Consider the following 18,892-nt stretch of genomic DNA (forward strand, 5'->3'; position numbering starts at 1 on the left):
TTAATACTCCTTTTTTAGTACTTTTGCTTTATGCAAGGCGTACAATACAGTTCAAATGCGCCTACCGATAATGTGGGTAAAAAATCCTTTTTAGCAATAACTAGCCTGCAATAGGAACAAATCGGCTATATAGAAATATCATTTAAGCAAGATATTGCAAGGGAAATATAAAATTGACATTATATCTAATAATAGTATTAATCCTCGCACAATGACAAAATTTCTAAAAAGTGGTGATTTAAACAGTAACTGGTTTGAGATTGATGCTAAAAATGCTGTAGTTGGCAGATTAGCTTCTATTATCGCTATGATTGTTAGAGGAAAAAATAAAACAACTTTTACACCTCATATGGATGATGGTGATTTTGTTGTTGTTAAAAATGTTGAACAAGCAAAGTTCACTGGAAAAAAATTTAAAGATAAAAAATATTATAGACATACTGGTCACCCAGGTGGAATTAAAGAAATTACTCCTGAAAAGTTATTAGAAAAAAATAAACCTGGAGAGACATTAAAATTAGCTATTAAAAGAATGTTACCTGGTGGAGTTCTAGGAAGAAAACAATTAACTAAAGTAAAAATTTATGCTGGTGAAGAACACCCTCATGCAGCACAAAACCCAAAACTTTTAGACCTAGGTAAATTAAACAGTAAAAATTTAATAAGAAATTAATATGGAAACAGAAGCTTCACCAAATAAAGTATCTACAAAAAAACCTAAAATTAAATTAGATTTTAAAGATAGTAAATACGCAACTGGTAGAAGAAAAAAATCTATTGCAAAAATTTGGGTGAAAAAGGGTACTGGCAAAATTTACGTTAATGGCAGAACTATGGATGAGTACTTCACTAGCGGAAGTCACAAAATGCAAATCACAAGACCATTTGAGATTATAAACCAAGCAACTGATTATGATGTAAGATGTAGTGTAGCAGGCGGTGGTCACACAGGTCAAGCTGGCGCAATGGTTCATGGTATTGCTAAAGCATTAATCTTATTTGACTCAGAGAATAGAGCAGTACTTAAGACAGAAAAGCTTAATACTAGAGACTCTAGATCGGTTGAAAGAAAAAAACCTGGTCGAAGAAAAGCAAGAAGAAGCTTCCAATTCTCGAAAAGATAATTCTTTTTTAACTCTAAACTGTTATAATAAAAAAATGCCTAAGCTTAATGTTTTAGTTGCTGGATCAACAGGTTATATTGGTGTTCAATTAATTAAATTATTAGTTAAACACAGCAATGTTAACATTAAATATCTTTGTGGTAATACGTCTGTTGGAAAAAATATCTCTAGTTATGATAAATCATTAAGTTCAAAAAAATTACCTAAAATTATTAGATACAATAAAGAACTTTTGAAAAACATAGACCTTGTTTTTACAGCTCTACCTAATGGTGAAGCACAAGATATTTCAAATGATTTATTAAAGCATAATGTATTAATTGATTTAGCTGCAGACTTTAGACTTAATAAAGCATCAGATTATCTAAAATGGTACAAACAAAAACACAGATCTATCAAAAATATTAAAAAGTCAATTTATTCATTACCAGAAATCAATGGTGGTAAAGTAAAGAAATTTAATATTATTGGATGTCCAGGTTGCTACCCAACATCAATACTTTTACCACTTATTCCTTTAGTTAAAAAAAATTTAATAAAAACAGATAATGTTATTATAGATTCAAAATCTGGTTACTCTGGTGCTGGGAGAGGTGTACATAAAAAATATAAGGATAAAAATCTTTATGAATCCTTAAGTGCTTATGGTGTAGGTTTCCATAGACATAACTCTGAAATTCAACAAGAAATTGAAAACCACACTACAAATAAATTTTCTTTTACATTCACACCCCATTTAACGTCAATGTTTAGAGGGATACTTAGTACTATTTACGTAGATCTTAGCAAAGGTGTAAGTATTAAAAATTTAGAAAATACTCTAAAGAGTCAATATTCAAAAAACAGATTCGTTAAAATTTTAAAAACAAATTCATTGTTAAGTACAAATGACGTAATTAACACAAATAATTGCTCTATAGTAATTTGTAAAACTAAGTATAAAAATAGAGTTATTATTTTATCTGTTATTGATAATTTAATTAAAGGTGGGGCAGGTCAAGCAATACAAAATATGAATATCAAATTTGGTTTTAATGAAACAAAAGGATTAATTTGAAATATTTATTTTTATCTTTAATTGTATTTTTAACTTCGTGCACATTAAACAAAGAGTCTATTAATTGGAATGGAGATTCTATTAAAAAGTCTACTGACGAAAAAAAACTTTCAAAGATATTAAAAAAAACTGGTGATTACAAATCTATGACTTTTGATGAATTTAACCTCTTTCTTAAAGATTATTCAAAAAATGCAGAATACCCAGATATTAACCAATAGATGAAAAATATAATCAACATTGCTGTAGTTGGTCTAGGACAAGTTGGCATTTATTTGTTAAATGAACTTAACACTAAAAAAAAAGATATTGAACTTAAGACAGGTAAAAAGATTAAAGTAGTAGCTGTTTCAGCAAGAAGCATTTCTAAAAAAAGAAGATTTAAAGTTAATAAGAAAATATTTTTTAAAAACCCATTAGAAATTTTTAATAAGACCAAAGTAGATATTTTATTTGAAGCTATAGGTATGTCAGATGGGATTTCAAAAAAAGTTGTGGAAACTGCTTTAAAAAATAGAATACATGTAATCACTCCTAATAAAGCACTTATCTCTAAACATGGTGATTATTTAGGAAAATTAGCAGAGGATAATAATGTTAATTTAGAATTTGAAGCATCTGTTGCTGGTGGTATTCCAATATTAAGAACCATTAAAGAGGGTCTTGCGACTAACAAAATTTCTAAAGTCTATGGAATTTTAAATGGTACTTCTAACTATATTCTTTCAGAAATGGAAAATTCTAATGATAGTTTTTCTAGCGTATTAAAAAAAGCTCAAAAATTGGGATACGCTGAACCAGGTAACCCTAAATTAGATTTAAATGGTTTTGATGCTTTTGCTAAAGTAAGAATTTTATCTGCTTTAGCCTTTAATACTAAAATTTCAAAACATAAATGCTTAATGGAGGGTATTGAAAAAATTGAATTAAAAGACATAGAAATTTCCAATCAATTAAATTTACGAATCAAACTCCTTGGCATTTCAGAACTAATTAATGGCCAACTTTTTGAAACTGTACACCCATGCTTAGTTAGCAAAAGTTCCTATATTGGTAATGTTGGAGGTGTTATGAATGCTGTTATTCTCGAAGGAAAACCTGTGGGTGAAAGTATATTACAAGGAGAGGGTGCTGGCCCAGGACCTACTTCTTCATCTTTATTATCAGATTTACTTTCAATTTTAAGAGGTAATATTAAGAAGCCATTTGGCATCCCTGGCAATAAACGTACATTAATTAAATGTTACAACGTTGATAATTATGTAAATTCACTATATTTGAGATTTGAAGTTAAAGACAAACCAGGTGTTTTATCAACAATCACAAACCGACTAGCTAAGTATAAAATTTCAGTAAAAAGATTAATCCAAACTCCTGATAAAAAAAACAATAAAGCTACTATTGTTATTATTACACATAAAACTAATGAACTTAATTCCAAGATCTGTCTTTCTGTTTTTAATAAAGACAAAAATATTCTCAGATACCCAACATTGATTAGAATTTATAATTAATGGAAATATATCTAAAACTGTTTGAGGTTTTATTTCCTGTCTTTTTTGTTGTTGGTATTGGTTATTATCTTGGCAAAAATAATCCAAAATTAGACACTTCTTTTATTACTACCTTTGCAGCAAATATTGGTACTCCTGCAATGATAATATATTCTTTAACATCAACTGGAATGTCTTTTGACATTTTTAAAAATTATTTTTGGTACTATTTGATAGCAATTTTTATTTTCACAATAGTAGGTATAGTTTTTTTATTTTTTTTAAATACTAGAGATATTATTCGTGAATTACCTCCCTTTGTTATGCCTAATACTGGTAATATGGGTTTACCAATATGTTTATTCGCTTACGGCACCCAAGGTTTAGGTGTCGCTGCTGCAATTTCAGCCTTAATAGTGCTATGCCATTTTACTCTTGGAGTATTTCTTGCTGATAGAAAATTTGATTTAAGTGTAATTCTTAAAAACCCACCCTTTTATGCGATTATAATTTCAGTAATTTTTCTATACTTTAGAATAGAACTTCCTCTCTTCGTTGAAAATACAACTTTTCTACTAATGTATGCTACGATTTTTTTAATATTAATGTCTTTAGGAATTGCTCTTACTCGTTTTAAGGTTTTTTCATTCAAAAAAGCATTTATATCATCAATAGGAAGGGTAATACTTGGCCCAATAATTGGTTTTTCAATAATAAAATATTTTAACCTTTCAGGTTTTGCTGCCGGCGTTCTATTAATTCAATGTTCAATGCCGAGTGCTGTTTTAAATTATCTTGTAGCATCAATTTATTCACCAAAAAAGATTGTAGATAGTGTTGCTAGTACCATTGTTGTTTCAACAGTCATGTCTTTTTTTACTATTCCCGTTGTCGTATTCTTTGCTTTAAAGTACTTTAATTAAACTGTATCTATTGGCTTATGAAAGCCATCATATTTAACCTTTTAGCCTGGGTAATGCTTCCAATCATGGATGGTTTTGCAAAATATTTAAGTGCCGATATGCCCGTTTTACAGATCACGTGGGCTAGATATTTTTTTACGGTCGCATTCACTCTTCCAATAATGTTCTTGTTTTACAATAAGCAGCTTGTTTGGACTGATAAACCTAAGTTACAAATAATAAGAGGGTTAATACTACTTTCTGCTAATATTTGTTTTTTCTACGCAATTTCTGTTATCTCTTTAGCTAAAGCTCTGACACTTGCTTTTGTAGCACCTTTAATTGTTACTGCATTTTCTCCTATATTTTTGGGTGAGAAGGTGGGTATAAGAAGGTGGACTGCTGTTATTATAGGATTTATAGGCTCTCTAGTAGTTATAAGACCAGGTTTTGTGGAGATTAACTTGGCCAGTCTAGCTGCATTAGGAACAGGTATAATGTATGGGTTCTATTTAATAATTACACGTAAATTGAGCACTTCAGATAACCCTTTATTAACTTTATTACTAACTGGATTAGTTGGGTTAATCGCCGTTTCAGGATTAATGCCATTTGTATGGGTTAATCCAACCCCTTCTCAATGGTCTATGATGGCCTCAATAGGCGTATTTGCCTGCATTGGGCACTTATTTCTTATATTATCACTTAAATACGCTGATGCCTCTAAATTGGCTCCATTTAGCTACTTTGAAATCATTACTAATATAATTATTGGGTATTACTTCTTTAGTGACTTTCCTGATAATTGGACATTCTTAGGCTTATCCATTATTATTATGAGTGGAGTTTATATCTCAAGAAGAGAATCTTATATTAAATCCTACTGACTAGGTATTACTTGTTTACTAATATCTAATATTATACATTAATAGTATATTATATACTACTGTAATTATTAGTTTAATTATAATACTATTAATGTCTAAAAATCACAGATAAAATATAATAATATTTAAAAATAGTTAAATTATAGTTACTAAAATAGCTTAAAAATAAAACAAAAGTAGCATAAATCTATTTTTCTAACGTTGAAAAAGCGAGAATTGGGTAATTTTAATTTTTAGTAAATTAAACATAGTTTTTAAGCTGGCTAAAATGGTGATTTAGTATTGATATTAAATACTTGTTTCAATTAATAGGGTATTTTTGTTAAAATTAGAGTATTTATAGAGTAGAATAGGGGGTTAAAAAAGCTAGTAAAATGGTCTTTTTTACTCTCTCTATAATCGTTGCTATTGTTGGCAAGTAGAGCAATGCAGTATGAGAATATACTGTTTAAACGCTCATAGGATGGTCTATTTTAGCCAAAAGTCTATTTCTAGTACAACTGAAGGATGTATTACAGCAATTAAAGGAAAATATGGCAAAATACCTAAATAGTGTTTAATAGCAATGGTTTTAAACGTTTTTTGGGGTTAAAAGTACTATTTTATGAAGACTTTTTCTGATCTCAATAAACGTCGTTTTTCTTGAATTCCACCTTTTCCAGAGTATCCGCCGAGACTTCCATCTGATCTGATTACTCTATGACAGGGTATTTTGGGTGGATAAGGGTTTTTACCCACTGCATTAGCAACAGCTCTGAATGCCTTAGGTTTTCCAATCGCTTTAGCAACTTCCAGGTAGGTCTTAACTTTGCCCTTGGGTATTTTCTTTAGGTAATTCCAGACTTTTAGTTGAAACTTAGTCCCCTTTAAGTTCATAGAGTTCAAAACCTGTGTTATTGGCTATTTTATCATATAATTTTTTAGCATTTTCATTGGAAGAGTGGGTGATCCAACGAATTCCATCCCAATTATTAGCTTTAGATAAGGATTTTAGATGACTAATAAGCTTTTGAGCTATTTTTTGACCTCTAAATTCTGGCTCTACGAACAAATCGTCTAAAAAACCAATTAATTGGCCCTTAATCGGCCTTGGCATTGTTCTATAATGGGCAATTCCAACGATTTTACCCTCTAATTCAAAGCAAATACCGTTAATATCATGACTTTCATCGTGAATCCATCCCCATAAAGTGTTTAAAATTCCTTTATCCATTGGGACTTTGTAAAAATCAGCATAACCATTGTATAATTTAGACCAATTTTCCTTATCTGCTTGTTGCAATTTTCTAATCATTTAGTTTAATTTTATATTTTAATTTATTGATATTTAACAGTTTTATTAATAACCCGTTAGATAAATGTATGCTGCTACACAGATACAAAATAAAATTAAAGTACCTAAAAATTCTCGGATTGACAAAGAAATTAGATTATATTCATCGGACCAATTAAAAGTATTATAATCATTATTAATAATACAATTATAATTATATCCATATAATCAATATATTTTGTTGCTTGACATATTAAAACCTTTAATATATTACTAACGATAATTAATGGTTATCAATAGTAATAGACATGAATAAAATAATAACAGACATAAAAACATTACAGGAAGAAACATTATTAAATCTTAAAAGCTCTAAAGCTAAGAATACAATAAGAGCCTATAAGTCCGATTTTAATGATTTTGGACTGTTTTGTGCTCAAAACGGATTTAAATCTTTACCGTCAGAAGCCAAAATAATCTCATTATATTTGACACAATTATCAACTAAAGAAGTTAAGATCAGTACCATAAAGAGAAGATTGGTATCAATAGGAGTAATACATAGGCTTAAAGGTCATTATTTAGATACCAAGCATCCGTTAATTGTCGAAAATTTAATGGGTATTAAAAGAAGAAAAGGAAGCATTCAAAATGGAAAAAAACCATTATTAATCAATAATTTAAAAAGAATAATTAATGTTATAGATCAGCAAAAAAAAGAGCAGATTAAAATATTTAGAGATAGAACTATAATCTTAATTGGATTTTCAGGTGGTTTTAGAAGAAATGAAATAGTTTCACTTGATTATGATGATTTAGATTTTGTTGAAGAAGGACTTAAGATAAATATAAAACGCTCAAAAACCGACCAGTTTGGTGAAGGTTCTATAAAAGGCCTCCCCTACTTTGACAATTCTCAATATTGTCCAGTAGTTTCATTGAAGAATTGGATAGATATAGCAAAAATTAATTCTGGTTCTTTATTTAGGAGATTTTCTAAGGGTTCAAGATTAACAGAAAAAAGATTAACAGATCAAACAGTAGCTTTACTCATTAAAGAATATTTACAATTAGCTGGTATAGATAATAAAAATTATTCAGGTCACAGCTTAAGATCAGGTTTCGCTACTTCAGCAGCTGAATCTGGAGCAGAGGAGCGAAGTATAATGGCTATGACAGGGCATAAATCTTCAGAAATGGTAAGAAGATACATTAAAGAAGCAAACTTATTTAAAAATAATGCATTAAATAAGATTAAAATTTAGTTTTATTTGTCTAAATTTAAATGTTTCAAAGTATCATCATAACTTTTAATATTTAAAAAATTTTTATGATTATAATAGTAATCACTAAATTTTAATCTTTTAAAATTTTTACAGTTTAGATCAAGAATATTATGGTTTTTAATCTTTCTTATTATGGCAACACCAAAATCAATTTTACTAGTAATTATATCTAAATACGGATCACACCTTAATTCAACAATAGATTTCCAAACATCACCGTTCCAAGATCCTCTATATCTTGGTACAGCCTGATGCGCCAAACTTCTAGGAAGACAATCATGAACTAAAATAAACCCATCGTCATTTAGAATCTTTAAAGAATTCTTAATATCTTTAATAACTTGTTCATAATAATGAAGCCCGTCAATAAAAATTACATCATATTTATCGTTAGGATTATTTAAGAAAAAAATATCGCTAGTAGAGCGAATTGTGCCACCACTAATTGGGTCTACACCTACCTTGTTCTTAATTCTTATTTTAGAAAATAGTTGGTCTTTATCACAACCAATTTCAAGATAATTTTCAAAATTGTATTTATTGATTATCATTTGAATCAAATCCCAACGATAAATATTTTTAGGAAAATCAAAAAATAGTTTTTTAGAAAATCTTTCTATAAATATAAAATGATATATCCTAAAAAAGAAAAGTTTAAAAAGGTTAAGATTTTCCATATTTTTTCTAAAAAATTAACTTATATATCATAGTTACATATAATAAAATTGATATTAATCTAAAAAAATTTTTTAAAGAATTTTTAAATCTTAAGATTAATAAATTAATTATAAATCTCTGTAAATAATCAATAAAATTTTTAGAAATAATTAAAATCAAATTAATTAATAAAACATTTTTTTTCAGGTAAATATATTCAGAAATTTTATGAATTATTGATAATTTATAACTTTGGAAATAATTTTTTTTTGAAGAAGAGTTTTCTAAATGAATAACTTTAGCTGAGGGCACCTCAACTACAGTTTTGCCTTTTTTAATTATACGATCACATAAATCATTATCTTCAAAGTACATAAAAAAGTCTTTATCAAATCCTCCTAATTCCAAGAAAAAATCTCTTCTCATAAAAAGACAGCATCCAACTAGAAAATCACAGCACATATTATTTTCCGGAATATTATTTAAGGAATTGGAAAGCTTTCTCCCTTTTATTTTTTTGACATGAGAAATTGAACCGTTGGTTCTTCTTTTCATGTTAGAGTCGTATAAAGAAGGTCCTATAACACCAACATCATCATTATAATTTAAAAATTCAGAATAAAGAGTATTTATAAATTTTTCGTTAAGAAGAATATCTGGATTTACGATTAAAACATAAGGAGTTTTCGATTTATTAACACCTAAATTATTAGCCTTCCCGTAACCTAAATTTAAGTCAGGCGTAATTAGCTTTATGTTTTTAAAATCATTAATAAGAGAATTAAATTTATTCGATTTTGAATTATCAATTATAATTGTGGGAAATTTTTTTAAAGTTTCTAAATTTTGAATAATCAATTTTTCACTTTCATAACTAACAATAATAATAGTAATATCTTTATAAAAACTCATATAGTTTTTAATAATTTTACCCATTGTTTAGAAATAATACTTAATCTAAATTTTTTTGAATGATTAAATGAATCTTTAATTAACTTATTTTTCTTATACTTATTTAATGATAATAGGTAAAAAATTTTATTTTCTAAATCATCAAAATTTTTTGCTATAATGCTATTATAGTTAGAAATTGAATAATTTTTTAAAGCAGTTTTTCCAAATGTAATAATGGGTAAACCACATGAATTTGCCTCCAAAGCATTTAAGCAAAATGTCTCATCGTATCCGAGACATATCATTGCTAATGAATTTAAATATGTACTTTTAAGTTTTGATTTAGAAACACGTCCGAAAAAAAAATATTTTTAGATTTTAAAAATTTAAGTTCTGATTTTAGTTTTTTAGTATTAACACCAAAAATATATAATTTTAAAGATTTATCTCTTTGGTAAATTTTATTAACCCAAATTTCTATTAATTCATTTAATCCCCTATCCCGTTGAACTGACCAGACAAAAATTTTTTTTCTATTAAAATTTATTTTTTTTGTTATAAAAAAATCTGAAAGAAAATTTGAAATTACAAATCTTTTTTTAAACAAAAGAAAGCTATTAGTGATATTGCTAAGATAGTCACTTACAAAAACTACATAAGGTCTATGATAAATTATTGGAAAAAAATTTTTTTTTCTAATTGCTTTTTCAATTTGCAATTTATTATGAAGCCACAGAATTTTTTTTGATTTATTAAAATATGAATATAGAGACGTATCATTTGAAGAAATAATTGTATCAAACGAAAAATTTTTAGCATTCTTTTTTAGTTCGTTGATAGGTATATTGACAATCTTATCTTTAATTAATGTTTTTTTACAATTTGTTGCTAGTGTAATATTAAAATTTTCTTTACTTAAGGTCTTTGCTAATTCTATATTTAAAGATTCTATGCCACCTAATTCTTTAAGATTATTTGATTTCAAACTAAAATTTGAAGGACAGCTAAGCAATATATTCATTTAATTAAATAGTTTGATATAAAATAGGGTTAATTTAACTTTTAATAAATCTAAATAATAATTAATGTTTTTGCTTGGTTCTTTTAACAAACCCTCAAACTTAGTGTCAGATCTTAAATAGTGTTTTTTAAAAAATCTAATACTTATCCCCCACTTTTTTAAAAAGATTTTATTTCCTTTATTTCCAGTATCAGTGATTGAAAAAAAATTTTTTTCTTTTTGACGTGTAACAACTGAACCAAAATGATAAACTCTAGATTTACTAACACCTTTAAATATTCTAACTCCCAGCTTCCATAATTTCATATTTAAATCAGGGTCAGAACCTGTGCCGGGTGAAAATTCAACACTAAAGCCTCCTACTTTATTCCAAACCTCTTTATGAATAAGATGTGGTGCCCAAGTAGAACCTTGGAAATCATTACAATCAAGACTCATATAATTTTTCAATAATCTTAACTCATCAAAGGTTTTAGCAGTTTCACCAGCATAGAAATTTAGATGACCATTAAGTTTTGGATCACCATTGATCATCGTTCCCGACAAATAAAAAAGTTTAGTATTTAACTTGTTAACTACTTCAATCAGATATTGATCCCAATTAGGACAAAAATACATGTCATCATGAGCATAAAGTATTAGATCATAAATACTAATTGATGCAGCTTTATTGCAACCTACACAGATACCATCATTGATTTTGGAATAAGAAAATTTATAATTATTCTTTTTTACATAATCAAGAGTTCCATCATTTCCCTCATTAACATGTAGAATTATTTCATTTGGTAATTTTGAATTTTTTTGAATACTTTCTATAGCAAGTTTTAGATAATCTAAATTATTAAAAGTAGGAATTATTATAGATATCATTATTAATTTGTACTATTTGGTACAAAGACCAAATCGTCATGAACCCAGTTAATTAATTTATAATTGTGTTTTGTCATAAAATTATAAATTTCTGAGGATATAATGTTATCAATTTTATTCATGTAATATTCTTTAATTTTAATATCTATAAATTCTAAAACAACTAATTCAGGTTTATATTTATTTATATCGAAACCATTTAATACATTCATTTCATGACCCTCCACATCTATACTTAAATAGTTTATCTTTTGATTTTTGTATGGGCTATTTTCAATAATATCATTTAATGTACGAGTTCTTATTTTTCTAATTTCTTTAGCTTTTGCCCCAGTTTCTTTTGATAAAGTATTAATAGGTGATCTATTATGAAAAAAATATAAATCTGTATCCTCATTTTTATCTGAAATTGCAGCATTTACATTAAAATCTTTTTTTCTAAAAAAATTAAATAAATCAATACTATTAAAATCTAAATCAATATTAATTCCAGTCCAACCCCTTTTATAAAGTCTATAAGTATTATTATTTAAGAAAGGTTGGTGACAACCAATATCAATATATATGCCATACTCTTTTTTTTTGAAAAAATCATCAGCCAACATATCTAGGCCCCAATTCGAATAAAAAGTTTTTTGTTTAAGAATTTTTCTAGTTTTAAAATATTGATAGATAAAATAAAATATTTTAAAAAAATTAAATCCTTTTTTATACAAATACTTTTCTTTAAGACGTTCTTCTATCTTCATTAATTATTTTTAATTTTAGTAATAAAATTCTTAAAAGATAAACCATTAGCATCTTTATTTGATAGAATAGGTTTTATTTTAGGCCACTTGATACCAATATCAACATCGTTCCAATTTAAGGTTATTTCAGATTTTGTATTTCTATAGTTCGTGCAGTTGTAAGAGATTATATTTTCTTTTTCTAAAGCAAGAAAACCGTGTGCAAAGCCTTCAGGAATATAAATACTTTTACAGTTTTTATTGCTAAGTATCAAAGAATAATATTGTCCAAATGTTTTTGATTTAACTCTTAAATCAACCATAACATCAAAAATTTTACCTTTTATTACAGACAGGTATTTTCCTTGAGAATTTATTGTTTGAATATGTAGACCTCTTAAAACATTTTTTTTAGATTTAGAAATAATTTGACATCTAAATTTTTTCTTTATAATTTTTTCTAAATAAAGTTCTCGTAAATATCCCCTTTTATCTTTATGTAATTCACCTTCTATAACGAGCAAATCTTTAAATCTATTTTTTATAACCTTCATTAAACTATTATATATCCCACACAAAACTATTTTTACTTTTAATATCTAATGTTTTAGATAAAATAAAATCAGCAACTAAAGTTGAATTTATATATCTTAAATAAAAATCCCTACCATTTTTTGCTATTTTTTTTCTTTCTTTGTCGTCTTTCTTATATTTATTAATTTTAAAACTAAGGTCATCAATGTCTTGATAACTTACAAAGGTATTTTTAGATAAAAAATTATTAAATTGAGTTTTTTTATTAATAAATGTAAGTAGTCCATTTCCAAATAGTTGAGCCACACGATCACTACTATAATATTTCGAAGCCGGACCTCTGCTTAAATTAAGCCCCATTGAAGAATTAGATATTTTTGATAAAAAATCGTCTCCCCAGATTGGCTGCACATTGTTCATACCATATAAATCAAATTTGATATCTTTGTTTTTACTAACAAGTTTATTTATAAAAATTTCCCTATCATCATTCTTACCTATTTTTAACGAACCTCGATGTACTCCATGACTCATTGCAAAAAAAATATCATTATTACAATTCTTTTCATAATTTTTTAATGTTTCAAAAGAATGATCTGAAGGATTTGGAATAAAAAAAGAATTGTTAATTTTATATTTTAATGTATTTGGGTCACTTGTCAAAAATGTTGCATCTAAATATTTTACTTTATTATTAATTCTTTCATTATTTTTATTGTAATCTGGTCCATTTTTTACGACGGGGTCTAAAAACCATTGACATATTTTTAAGTTTTTATTTGAATTTTTTAATTCTTGTAAAGTATTATTTTCAACAGAGTCTGCATGACCTAAAATAATACAATCAGCTTTAAAATTTTTATATGTTTTAATAATTGAATTTTGTAAACTTTTTTTTCCACTAATATCTTTAAAAGATTTATTCTTATTAATGATATCTCTATCACTTATAGCCAAAACATTATGACCCAATCTGATAAATCCATTTTGTAATCTTTTTCCTGTATTGTAATGTAAACGACCATCAAAACGTTGGTTGAAATTTGTTATATGAATAATTTTTAGTGGATATTCTTTTTTGATATAAAAATTTTTTATTTCTTTAGATATGAATCTTTTTCTTAAATTATCAATAATATTAGAAATATATTTGTGAGTATAAATAAAATTATTGTAATTTTCTTTTTGAATTTTTAACAATTTTTTTTCATTTTTTATAAGATTATTAATAATATTAAATAAACTAATGTGATTTAATTTTTTTAGTATTATTGCTGAATTACTAGTTTCAGGTAAACCACCTTTGTCACTGATTATAACAGCCGAACCTCTGCTAGCAGCTTCTAAGCTTGTTCTACCAAAAGGTTCCTCCCATCTAGAACATACCACAGAAATACTAATTTCTTTTAGATTATCTAATATATATTCATTGTTTTTAAAACCTAATATTTTTAAATTTTTGTGTTTAAATGATAATCTCTCTCTTGGTTCATCTCCAAAAACTTTAGCAGACCAATTAGGATATTTATCTAATATTCTAATTATAGCCTGACCAAATATATCATATCCCTTAGCTTTATTTAATTTTCCAACAAAAGATATAATTTTTTTTTTATTTTTAAAATTAATCTTTGTTTTTGATGATGACTGAAAACAAACAGATGTTTTATTTAGTAAATTTTTGTGGTTTGATAAACCAATAAAAAAACGTTTTTGTGACCATATACTATTAAATATAATCTGATCTAAATTATTTAATAAATAAATACGCTCCTTAATTGATTTTGAACCATTCATTGATAGAGGATCATTATGAAAATATAAAAACAATTTATTCATATATTTTTTTTTAATTATTTTTATATAATTTGGCCTATTGTGAACTTCTATAAGTTCAGTATTTAATTTCCCTTGAGCTTTAAGAAAAGTTTCAACATAAATTTTACTAGTACTTTGAAATATTTTTTTATTTAATTCTAAGTTAATATAATTTTTCGATAATCTTTTTTTTGATTGAGTGTTACCAAAAATAAGAATATCTTTGTTAAAAAAACTTATATTTGTAATATCGTTTACAAATAGTGATACCGCACCTGCATATTGAGGTGAATAATTTTCTTTATAAGGCAATAATATAGAAATTTTCATTTATTATATTTTTCTAAAATCTCTTTTCTTAATACTTTATTGTGTTTTAATTTATATTCAAATGACATCGCTTCATTTTTACTTTTAAATTTTTTTTTATAAATTAATTTCCACTTGTAACCTTTAGTAGATTTTGCGCCTTTATTAGAATTGTGTTTATCTAACCTTTTATCAATATCTATAGTATATCCAACATAACTCTTTTTAGTCCCTGGAGTGATAGATTTAAGCATATATGTAAAATAATACATAAGGATTATGGCGGTCCCTGGGGGAATCGAACCCCCCTTTGCAGGATGAAAACCAGCTGTCCTAACCGATAGACGAAGGGACCACGTTGTGATCTTTTATTTTAAAAGTTATTATTTATCAAGCGCAATTAAGCTATAAGATAAGGTCTCTGATAGTTAATTGAAGAGTTTTTTTATTATTCCAGATATTTTCATTGATTTGAGCTATTACATTAATACTATTTTTATAACCCATTAAGTAATTACCAATCTTAGTGTTAATAGAATTAAATGCTATTGATTTAATCGAATATCCTGTTTTTGATTTTAGTATTGTAGATATGTGCTTGTTATTTAATAAAGTAGGTTTAATTATTTTTAAGTCTTTTATAAGAAATGTTGGCACTGGGTTTCCTGTCCCAAAAGGTTCTAATTTCCTTATATGTTCATAAAAATCTTTGTTAAATGCGAGTGATGAAATTTCTGATTCGTATGAGAAATTATTAAAATTTACTGTATTAGATCTTAAAAAATCTTTTAAGATGTAGTTTTTAAAATCTTTTAAGTTAGATTTATTTAGTGTAAATCCTGCAGCCATATTATGGCCACCACCTTTTAAAATTATACCTTGATCTAGTGAATTTTTAATTACACAACCAATATTATAATTATAAACTGATCTTGCAGATCCCTTTAATAATTCATTAGACGTGGTTATAACAATAGCTGGCTTATTGAAATAATCTTTTAATCTTGCTGAAATAATTCCAATTAGACCTTCGTTAATATTTGGATTATAATAAATAACTACTCCTTTATTTTCTTTTTCAATTTTTTGAAAATCAATTTCATTTAATATTAAAGTTTCAATTTCTTTTCTTTTATTATTCAATTTAATTAAGTGATTACACCGGTCTTTGACAACTTTATCATTATTAGAAGATAATAATTCTGTAGCATATTTAGACTTACCTAATCTGCCACCAGCATTCAATATGGGACCAATTAAATAGCCTAGATCAATAATATTAATTTTATTTTTTTTATTATTTAATTCAAATAAAGTATTAAGAGGTAAATTTTTTGTAATATCAAAATTTTTGATCACATTTAAAGCAATTAATCTATTAAGTTTTCTTAAAGGCATAACATCACAGACAGTCGCTAATAAAACATATATCAAATAATCAGAAATATTTATTTTACTTTTGATTTCCTTAATCAGTAAATCTAAAAAAAAATATGTAAGTGTTGTTGCACACAAATAGTCGTACTCTCTATAGCCATTATCTTTTTTAGGATTTATAATTGAGTTTGCATTAGGAAAGGGTTTATTAATTTCGTGATGATCAATAATTAAAGACTTTATTTCATTTTCGTTCAAAAAATCTATCGCTTCGTTAGAAGTAGAACCACAATCCACCATTATAATTAATTTCGGCTTTTCCAAGATCAGTTTTTGGAATAATTTTTTGGTAGCACCATAACCATCTTTTTCCCTGTCAGGTATATAGTAAAAAAAAGGATGATTTATATCTTCTAAAAACTTAACAAATAATGATGTAGCAGCAGACCCATCCACATCATAATCCCCTAAAATGCAAATTTTGTCATTATTATTGATAGAATTTACAACAAGATGAATAGATTGACTGAAATCTTTATTTTTTAAAAAAACGTTGTTTAAATCTAAATCTGAAGTGATTGTTGCAATTTCATTATCTTCAAATTTTCTTGAAATAATTAGCCTAGATAAAATATCACTAAAATTAAAATCTTGTTTTATTTTATCAACTAAGTTTTGATTAATTTTTTTTTGTTTCCACTCCTTACCTGAAACAGAAATCATTCTTCAATAAGATTTGTTCTTTTTATCGTTTCTTTAAATTTTAAACTTTTATGTGTAACCAATGTTTCGGTTGTATATTTGTTATTATCAATTTTTACACCTACTAACATCTCACTTGTAGTAATTCCTGTACAACAAAATATAGAGTCTCCTTTTATAATTTCATTTAATTCGTATTTTTTATTCAAATCAGTTATTCCCATATTGTTTGCATCTTTAATATCTTTGTCATTATCAAATATAAATCTCCCTTGAAAGTAACAGTCAAAAGCATCAAGGGCTGATGCTGCTAACACTCCCTCTGGACCACCACCAATACCCAAAAATATATCAACATTATATTTTGGATTTGTCACATACAATGCACCAAGTACATCACCATCTGTAATTAATTTAATATTAATACTTAGTTGCTGTAATTCATCAATTATTTTTCTGTGTCTTGGTCTGTCCATTACACATGCTGTCAGTGATGAAATATCTTTTTTTAGAAAGTCCGCAAGATTTGTTACATTTTTCTTTAATGGAAAATCTAGATCAACCAATCCTTTTTCAATTGGTCCAGTTGCAATTTTATCCATATAAGTTTCTGGTGCATTAAAAAGATTTCCTTTTTCTGCAATTGCAATAACAGATGTTGCTCCAGGTAAATTATTTGCTGCAAAATTTGTTCCTTCTAAAGGATCAACTGCAATATCAAAATAGGGTCCATTTTTATTTCCAAGTTTTTCACCTGTATAAAGCATTGGTGCCTCATCAAGTGAACCTTCACCAATAACAACTTGACCATTCATATCAATTTTATTTAATTCTGATCGCATTGTATCAACAGCCGCTTGATCTGCTGCAATCTTATCTTTTTTTCCAACCAAATAAGAAGAGGCTAGTGCTGCTTTTTCAGAAACTTTTAAAATTTGATCAACATATTTTTTATCAATAGCCATTAATCTTTTTGAGTAATCGATTCAGTAGCATTGATTTTGGATTCAAATTCTTTTAATCTTTTATAAACACTGGCTAACTCTATGATTGTAGGCCATGATCTAAAAATATATTGCATGGACCCCTCTACTCTTCCAAAAGCTCTTATAATTTGCTGCATTACACCTAATGTCACAACACCAGCAACTATTGCTGGAGCCAAAAAAACATAAGCTGAAAGAACATTAGCTTGAAGATAAGTTATACGACCTAGATTAAAATAAAAATATCTTAAGTAAGACTTAAAATGAATTTTTCTTACATCATTAAATAATTCATCTAAGTTCTTTGGTCTTACTGTTATATCATCTTCAGCTATAACAAGTAATTTTCTATAAGAAGCCTCATTCTTTTGGAGGTCATACTCAACACCAACTAATCTTAAAATTGAACCTAATATTATTAAAAAAAGAGTTCCACCTACAGTCCATATAAATGCACCTGTAACCAAACCATAATTCCAATCCCCAAAAAATAAAATAGGTATTCCAACACTTAAACCAAATAATATAGGGGTGAACTCAACAAGCATCATTATCGCTTCTATAAAACTTGTACCAAGTCCTTCCATAATTCTTGAAAACTTTATTGTGTCTTCCTGAACCCTTTGTGAAGCCCCTTCAATAGTTCGGGCCTTATCATAGACACTGTGATACCAATCAATCATTGCAGTTCTCCATCTGAATAAATAATGTGAGGTAAAGAAAGCAACAACTGTAGCTAAAGCCACATAAATACCAGCCAATGTAATAAATGATAACAAGCTTGCCCAGTACTCTCCAATTGTGATTGAGTTCGGGGCTGCTAAGGCTTTTTGTATCATGTCATAGAACTGACCAAACCATTCATTTATTTTAACATCAATTTGTACCTGAACCCAAAGCGATGAAAGAATAATAAATGAACCAACCCATGACCATAATCGCCATTCTTTTTGAGTGAAAAATTTAAACAT

22 protein-coding genes, 1 tRNA gene and 1 riboswitch are annotated in these 18,892 nt (G+C 26.8%); of the genes, 8 read left to right on the plus strand and 15 right to left on the minus strand.

Annotation, left to right across the window (positions count from 1 at the left end; translation table 11 throughout):
* Positions 1-3: 3 nt before the first annotated feature.
* Positions 4-72: riboswitch (SAM riboswitch) on the minus strand.
* Between the two features lie 139 nt (positions 73-211).
* From rplM to AC5SMR_RS03225, 7 genes are read left to right on the plus strand one after another with little or no spacing between them, the layout of a single operon-like run.
* The gene (gene rplM / locus AC5SMR_RS03195) at positions 212-673 is read left to right on the plus strand and encodes a 50S ribosomal protein L13 (protein ID WP_006996896.1); all 462 of its coding nucleotides are present in this window, start codon (positions 212-214) and stop codon (positions 671-673) included.
* Between the two features lies 1 nt (position 674).
* On the plus strand, positions 675-1,124 hold the full coding sequence (rpsI, locus tag AC5SMR_RS03200) for a 30S ribosomal protein S9 (protein ID WP_494577338.1): 450 nt from the start codon (positions 675-677) through the stop codon (positions 1,122-1,124).
* Between the two features lie 34 nt (positions 1,125-1,158).
* The gene (argC, locus tag AC5SMR_RS03205) at positions 1,159-2,181 is read left to right on the plus strand and encodes an N-acetyl-gamma-glutamyl-phosphate reductase (RefSeq protein WP_494577399.1); all 1,023 of its coding nucleotides are present in this window, start codon (positions 1,159-1,161) and stop codon (positions 2,179-2,181) included.
* Positions 2,178-2,402 (plus strand): hypothetical protein, encoded by a 225-nt coding sequence (locus AC5SMR_RS03210; protein ID WP_494577339.1) that lies wholly within the window; start codon positions 2,178-2,180, stop codon positions 2,400-2,402. Before argC ends, AC5SMR_RS03210 begins: the two co-directional genes overlap by 4 nt.
* The gene (locus AC5SMR_RS03215; protein ID WP_494577340.1) at positions 2,403-3,695 is read left to right on the plus strand and encodes a homoserine dehydrogenase; all 1,293 of its coding nucleotides are present in this window, start codon (positions 2,403-2,405) and stop codon (positions 3,693-3,695) included.
* Positions 3,695-4,597, plus strand: coding sequence for an AEC family transporter (locus tag AC5SMR_RS03220; protein ID WP_494577341.1), 903 nt, complete (start codon positions 3,695-3,697; stop codon positions 4,595-4,597). Before AC5SMR_RS03215 ends, AC5SMR_RS03220 begins: the two co-directional genes overlap by 1 nt.
* A gap of 17 nt (positions 4,598-4,614) precedes the next feature.
* Positions 4,615-5,463, plus strand: a complete 849-nt coding sequence (locus tag AC5SMR_RS03225; RefSeq protein WP_271622879.1) for a DMT family transporter — start codon at positions 4,615-4,617, stop codon at positions 5,461-5,463.
* 597 nt (positions 5,464-6,060) lie between these two features.
* Here AC5SMR_RS03225 and AC5SMR_RS03230 read toward each other — a convergent pair.
* Together AC5SMR_RS03230 and AC5SMR_RS03235 are read right to left on the minus strand one after the other, a co-directional pair.
* Positions 6,061-6,339: a methylated-DNA--[protein]-cysteine S-methyltransferase gene (locus AC5SMR_RS03230; protein WP_271626362.1), complete on the minus strand. Its 279-nt coding sequence runs from the start codon at positions 6,337-6,339 to the stop codon at positions 6,061-6,063.
* On the minus strand, positions 6,320-6,757 hold the full coding sequence (locus AC5SMR_RS03235; protein ID WP_494577342.1) for a GNAT family N-acetyltransferase: 438 nt from the start codon (positions 6,755-6,757) through the stop codon (positions 6,320-6,322). Before AC5SMR_RS03235 ends, AC5SMR_RS03230 begins: the two co-directional genes overlap by 20 nt.
* 287 nt (positions 6,758-7,044) lie before the next feature.
* On the opposite strand from AC5SMR_RS03235, the gene AC5SMR_RS03240 reads away from it, so the two are divergent.
* On the plus strand, positions 7,045-8,001 hold the full coding sequence (locus tag AC5SMR_RS03240; RefSeq protein WP_494577343.1) for a site-specific integrase: 957 nt from the start codon (positions 7,045-7,047) through the stop codon (positions 7,999-8,001).
* A 2-nt stretch (positions 8,002-8,003) separates the two neighbouring features.
* On the opposite strand, the gene AC5SMR_RS03245 is transcribed toward AC5SMR_RS03240, so the two are convergent.
* From AC5SMR_RS03245 to AC5SMR_RS03305, 13 genes are all read right to left on the minus strand, one after another.
* Positions 8,004-8,699 carry a class I SAM-dependent methyltransferase gene (locus tag AC5SMR_RS03245; RefSeq protein ID WP_494577344.1) on the minus strand — a complete coding sequence of 232 codons (696 nt, stop codon included), beginning with the start codon at positions 8,697-8,699 and terminating at the stop codon, positions 8,004-8,006.
* Between the two features lie 7 nt (positions 8,700-8,706).
* Entirely contained in the window at positions 8,707-9,615 is a 909-nt protein-coding gene (locus tag AC5SMR_RS03250; RefSeq protein ID WP_494577345.1) for a glycosyltransferase family 2 protein, read from the minus strand.
* On the minus strand, positions 9,588-9,878 hold the full coding sequence (locus tag AC5SMR_RS03255; protein WP_494577346.1) for a glycosyltransferase: 291 nt from the start codon (positions 9,876-9,878) through the stop codon (positions 9,588-9,590). Before AC5SMR_RS03255 ends, AC5SMR_RS03250 begins: the two co-directional genes overlap by 28 nt.
* A gap of 11 nt (positions 9,879-9,889) precedes the next feature.
* The gene (locus AC5SMR_RS03260) at positions 9,890-10,594 is read right to left on the minus strand and encodes a glycosyltransferase family protein (protein ID WP_494577347.1); all 705 of its coding nucleotides are present in this window, start codon (positions 10,592-10,594) and stop codon (positions 9,890-9,892) included.
* Positions 10,595-11,467, minus strand: coding sequence for a glycosyltransferase family 2 protein (locus AC5SMR_RS03265; protein ID WP_494577348.1), 873 nt, complete (start codon positions 11,465-11,467; stop codon positions 10,595-10,597).
* Positions 11,468-11,469: 2 nt separating this feature from the next.
* On the minus strand, positions 11,470-12,216 hold the full coding sequence (locus AC5SMR_RS03270; RefSeq protein WP_494577349.1) for an FkbM family methyltransferase: 747 nt from the start codon (positions 12,214-12,216) through the stop codon (positions 11,470-11,472).
* On the minus strand, positions 12,216-12,749 hold the full coding sequence (gene rfbC, locus AC5SMR_RS03275; protein ID WP_494577350.1) for a dTDP-4-dehydrorhamnose 3,5-epimerase: 534 nt from the start codon (positions 12,747-12,749) through the stop codon (positions 12,216-12,218). Before rfbC ends, AC5SMR_RS03270 begins: the two co-directional genes overlap by 1 nt.
* Before the next feature lie 7 nt (positions 12,750-12,756).
* On the minus strand, positions 12,757-14,877 hold the full coding sequence (locus AC5SMR_RS03280; protein ID WP_494577351.1) for a glycosyltransferase: 2,121 nt from the start codon (positions 14,875-14,877) through the stop codon (positions 12,757-12,759).
* Positions 14,874-15,110 (minus strand): GIY-YIG nuclease family protein, encoded by a 237-nt coding sequence (locus AC5SMR_RS03285; protein WP_494577352.1) that lies wholly within the window; start codon positions 15,108-15,110, stop codon positions 14,874-14,876. The genes AC5SMR_RS03280 and AC5SMR_RS03285 overlap by 4 nt, the downstream gene beginning before the upstream one ends.
* A 26-nt stretch (positions 15,111-15,136) precedes the next feature.
* Positions 15,137-15,211, minus strand: a tRNA-Glu gene (locus tag AC5SMR_RS03290).
* A gap of 50 nt (positions 15,212-15,261) precedes the next feature.
* The gene (gene recJ, locus AC5SMR_RS03295; RefSeq protein ID WP_494577353.1) at positions 15,262-16,956 is read right to left on the minus strand and encodes a single-stranded-DNA-specific exonuclease RecJ; all 1,695 of its coding nucleotides are present in this window, start codon (positions 16,954-16,956) and stop codon (positions 15,262-15,264) included.
* Positions 16,953-17,900 carry a class II fructose-bisphosphatase gene (gene glpX, locus AC5SMR_RS03300; protein ID WP_494577354.1) on the minus strand — a complete coding sequence of 316 codons (948 nt, stop codon included), beginning with the start codon at positions 17,898-17,900 and terminating at the stop codon, positions 16,953-16,955. Before glpX ends, recJ begins: the two co-directional genes overlap by 4 nt.
* Positions 17,900-18,892 (minus strand): putative transporter, encoded by a 993-nt coding sequence (locus tag AC5SMR_RS03305; protein ID WP_494577355.1) that lies wholly within the window; start codon positions 18,890-18,892, stop codon positions 17,900-17,902. Before AC5SMR_RS03305 ends, glpX begins: the two co-directional genes overlap by 1 nt.

Source organism: Candidatus Pelagibacter sp. PS_28 (assembly GCF_059417885.1).

Coding starts and splice junctions, on each gene's coding strand:
- glpX (WP_494577354.1), bottom strand. CDS start 17,900: ATGGCTATTGATAAAAAATATGTTGATCAAATTTTAAAAGTTTCTGAA.
- AC5SMR_RS03255 (WP_494577346.1), bottom strand. CDS start 9,878: ATGATATGTCTCGGATACGATGAGACATTTTGCTTAAATGCTTTGGAG.
- rplM (WP_006996896.1), top strand. CDS start 212: ATGACAAAATTTCTAAAAAGTGGTGATTTAAACAGTAACTGGTTTGAG.
- AC5SMR_RS03225 (WP_271622879.1), top strand. CDS start 4,615: ATGAAAGCCATCATATTTAACCTTTTAGCCTGGGTAATGCTTCCAATC.
- AC5SMR_RS03270 (WP_494577349.1), bottom strand. CDS start 12,216: ATGAAGATAGAAGAACGTCTTAAAGAAAAGTATTTGTATAAAAAAGGA.
- recJ (WP_494577353.1), bottom strand. CDS start 16,956: ATGATTTCTGTTTCAGGTAAGGAGTGGAAACAAAAAAAAATTAATCAA.
- AC5SMR_RS03260 (WP_494577347.1), bottom strand. CDS start 10,594: ATGAATATATTGCTTAGCTGTCCTTCAAATTTTAGTTTGAAATCAAAT.
- argC (WP_494577399.1), top strand. CDS start 1,159: ATGCCTAAGCTTAATGTTTTAGTTGCTGGATCAACAGGTTATATTGGT.
- AC5SMR_RS03215 (WP_494577340.1), top strand. CDS start 2,403: ATGAAAAATATAATCAACATTGCTGTAGTTGGTCTAGGACAAGTTGGC.
- AC5SMR_RS03265 (WP_494577348.1), bottom strand. CDS start 11,467: ATGATATCTATAATAATTCCTACTTTTAATAATTTAGATTATCTAAAA.
- AC5SMR_RS03285 (WP_494577352.1), bottom strand. CDS start 15,110: ATGCTTAAATCTATCACTCCAGGGACTAAAAAGAGTTATGTTGGATAT.
- AC5SMR_RS03220 (WP_494577341.1), top strand. CDS start 3,695: ATGGAAATATATCTAAAACTGTTTGAGGTTTTATTTCCTGTCTTTTTT.
- rfbC (WP_494577350.1), bottom strand. CDS start 12,749: ATGAAGGTTATAAAAAATAGATTTAAAGATTTGCTCGTTATAGAAGGT.
- AC5SMR_RS03305 (WP_494577355.1), bottom strand. CDS start 18,892: ATGTTTAAATTTTTCACTCAAAAAGAATGGCGATTATGGTCATGGGTT.
- AC5SMR_RS03245 (WP_494577344.1), bottom strand. CDS start 8,699: ATGGAAAATCTTAACCTTTTTAAACTTTTCTTTTTTAGGATATATCAT.
- AC5SMR_RS03280 (WP_494577351.1), bottom strand. CDS start 14,877: ATGAAAATTTCTATATTATTGCCTTATAAAGAAAATTATTCACCTCAA.
- rpsI (WP_494577338.1), top strand. CDS start 675: ATGGAAACAGAAGCTTCACCAAATAAAGTATCTACAAAAAAACCTAAA.
- AC5SMR_RS03235 (WP_494577342.1), bottom strand. CDS start 6,757: ATGATTAGAAAATTGCAACAAGCAGATAAGGAAAATTGGTCTAAATTA.
- AC5SMR_RS03250 (WP_494577345.1), bottom strand. CDS start 9,615: ATGGGTAAAATTATTAAAAACTATATGAGTTTTTATAAAGATATTACT.
- AC5SMR_RS03230 (WP_271626362.1), bottom strand. CDS start 6,339: ATGAACTTAAAGGGGACTAAGTTTCAACTAAAAGTCTGGAATTACCTA.
- AC5SMR_RS03240 (WP_494577343.1), top strand. CDS start 7,045: ATGAATAAAATAATAACAGACATAAAAACATTACAGGAAGAAACATTA.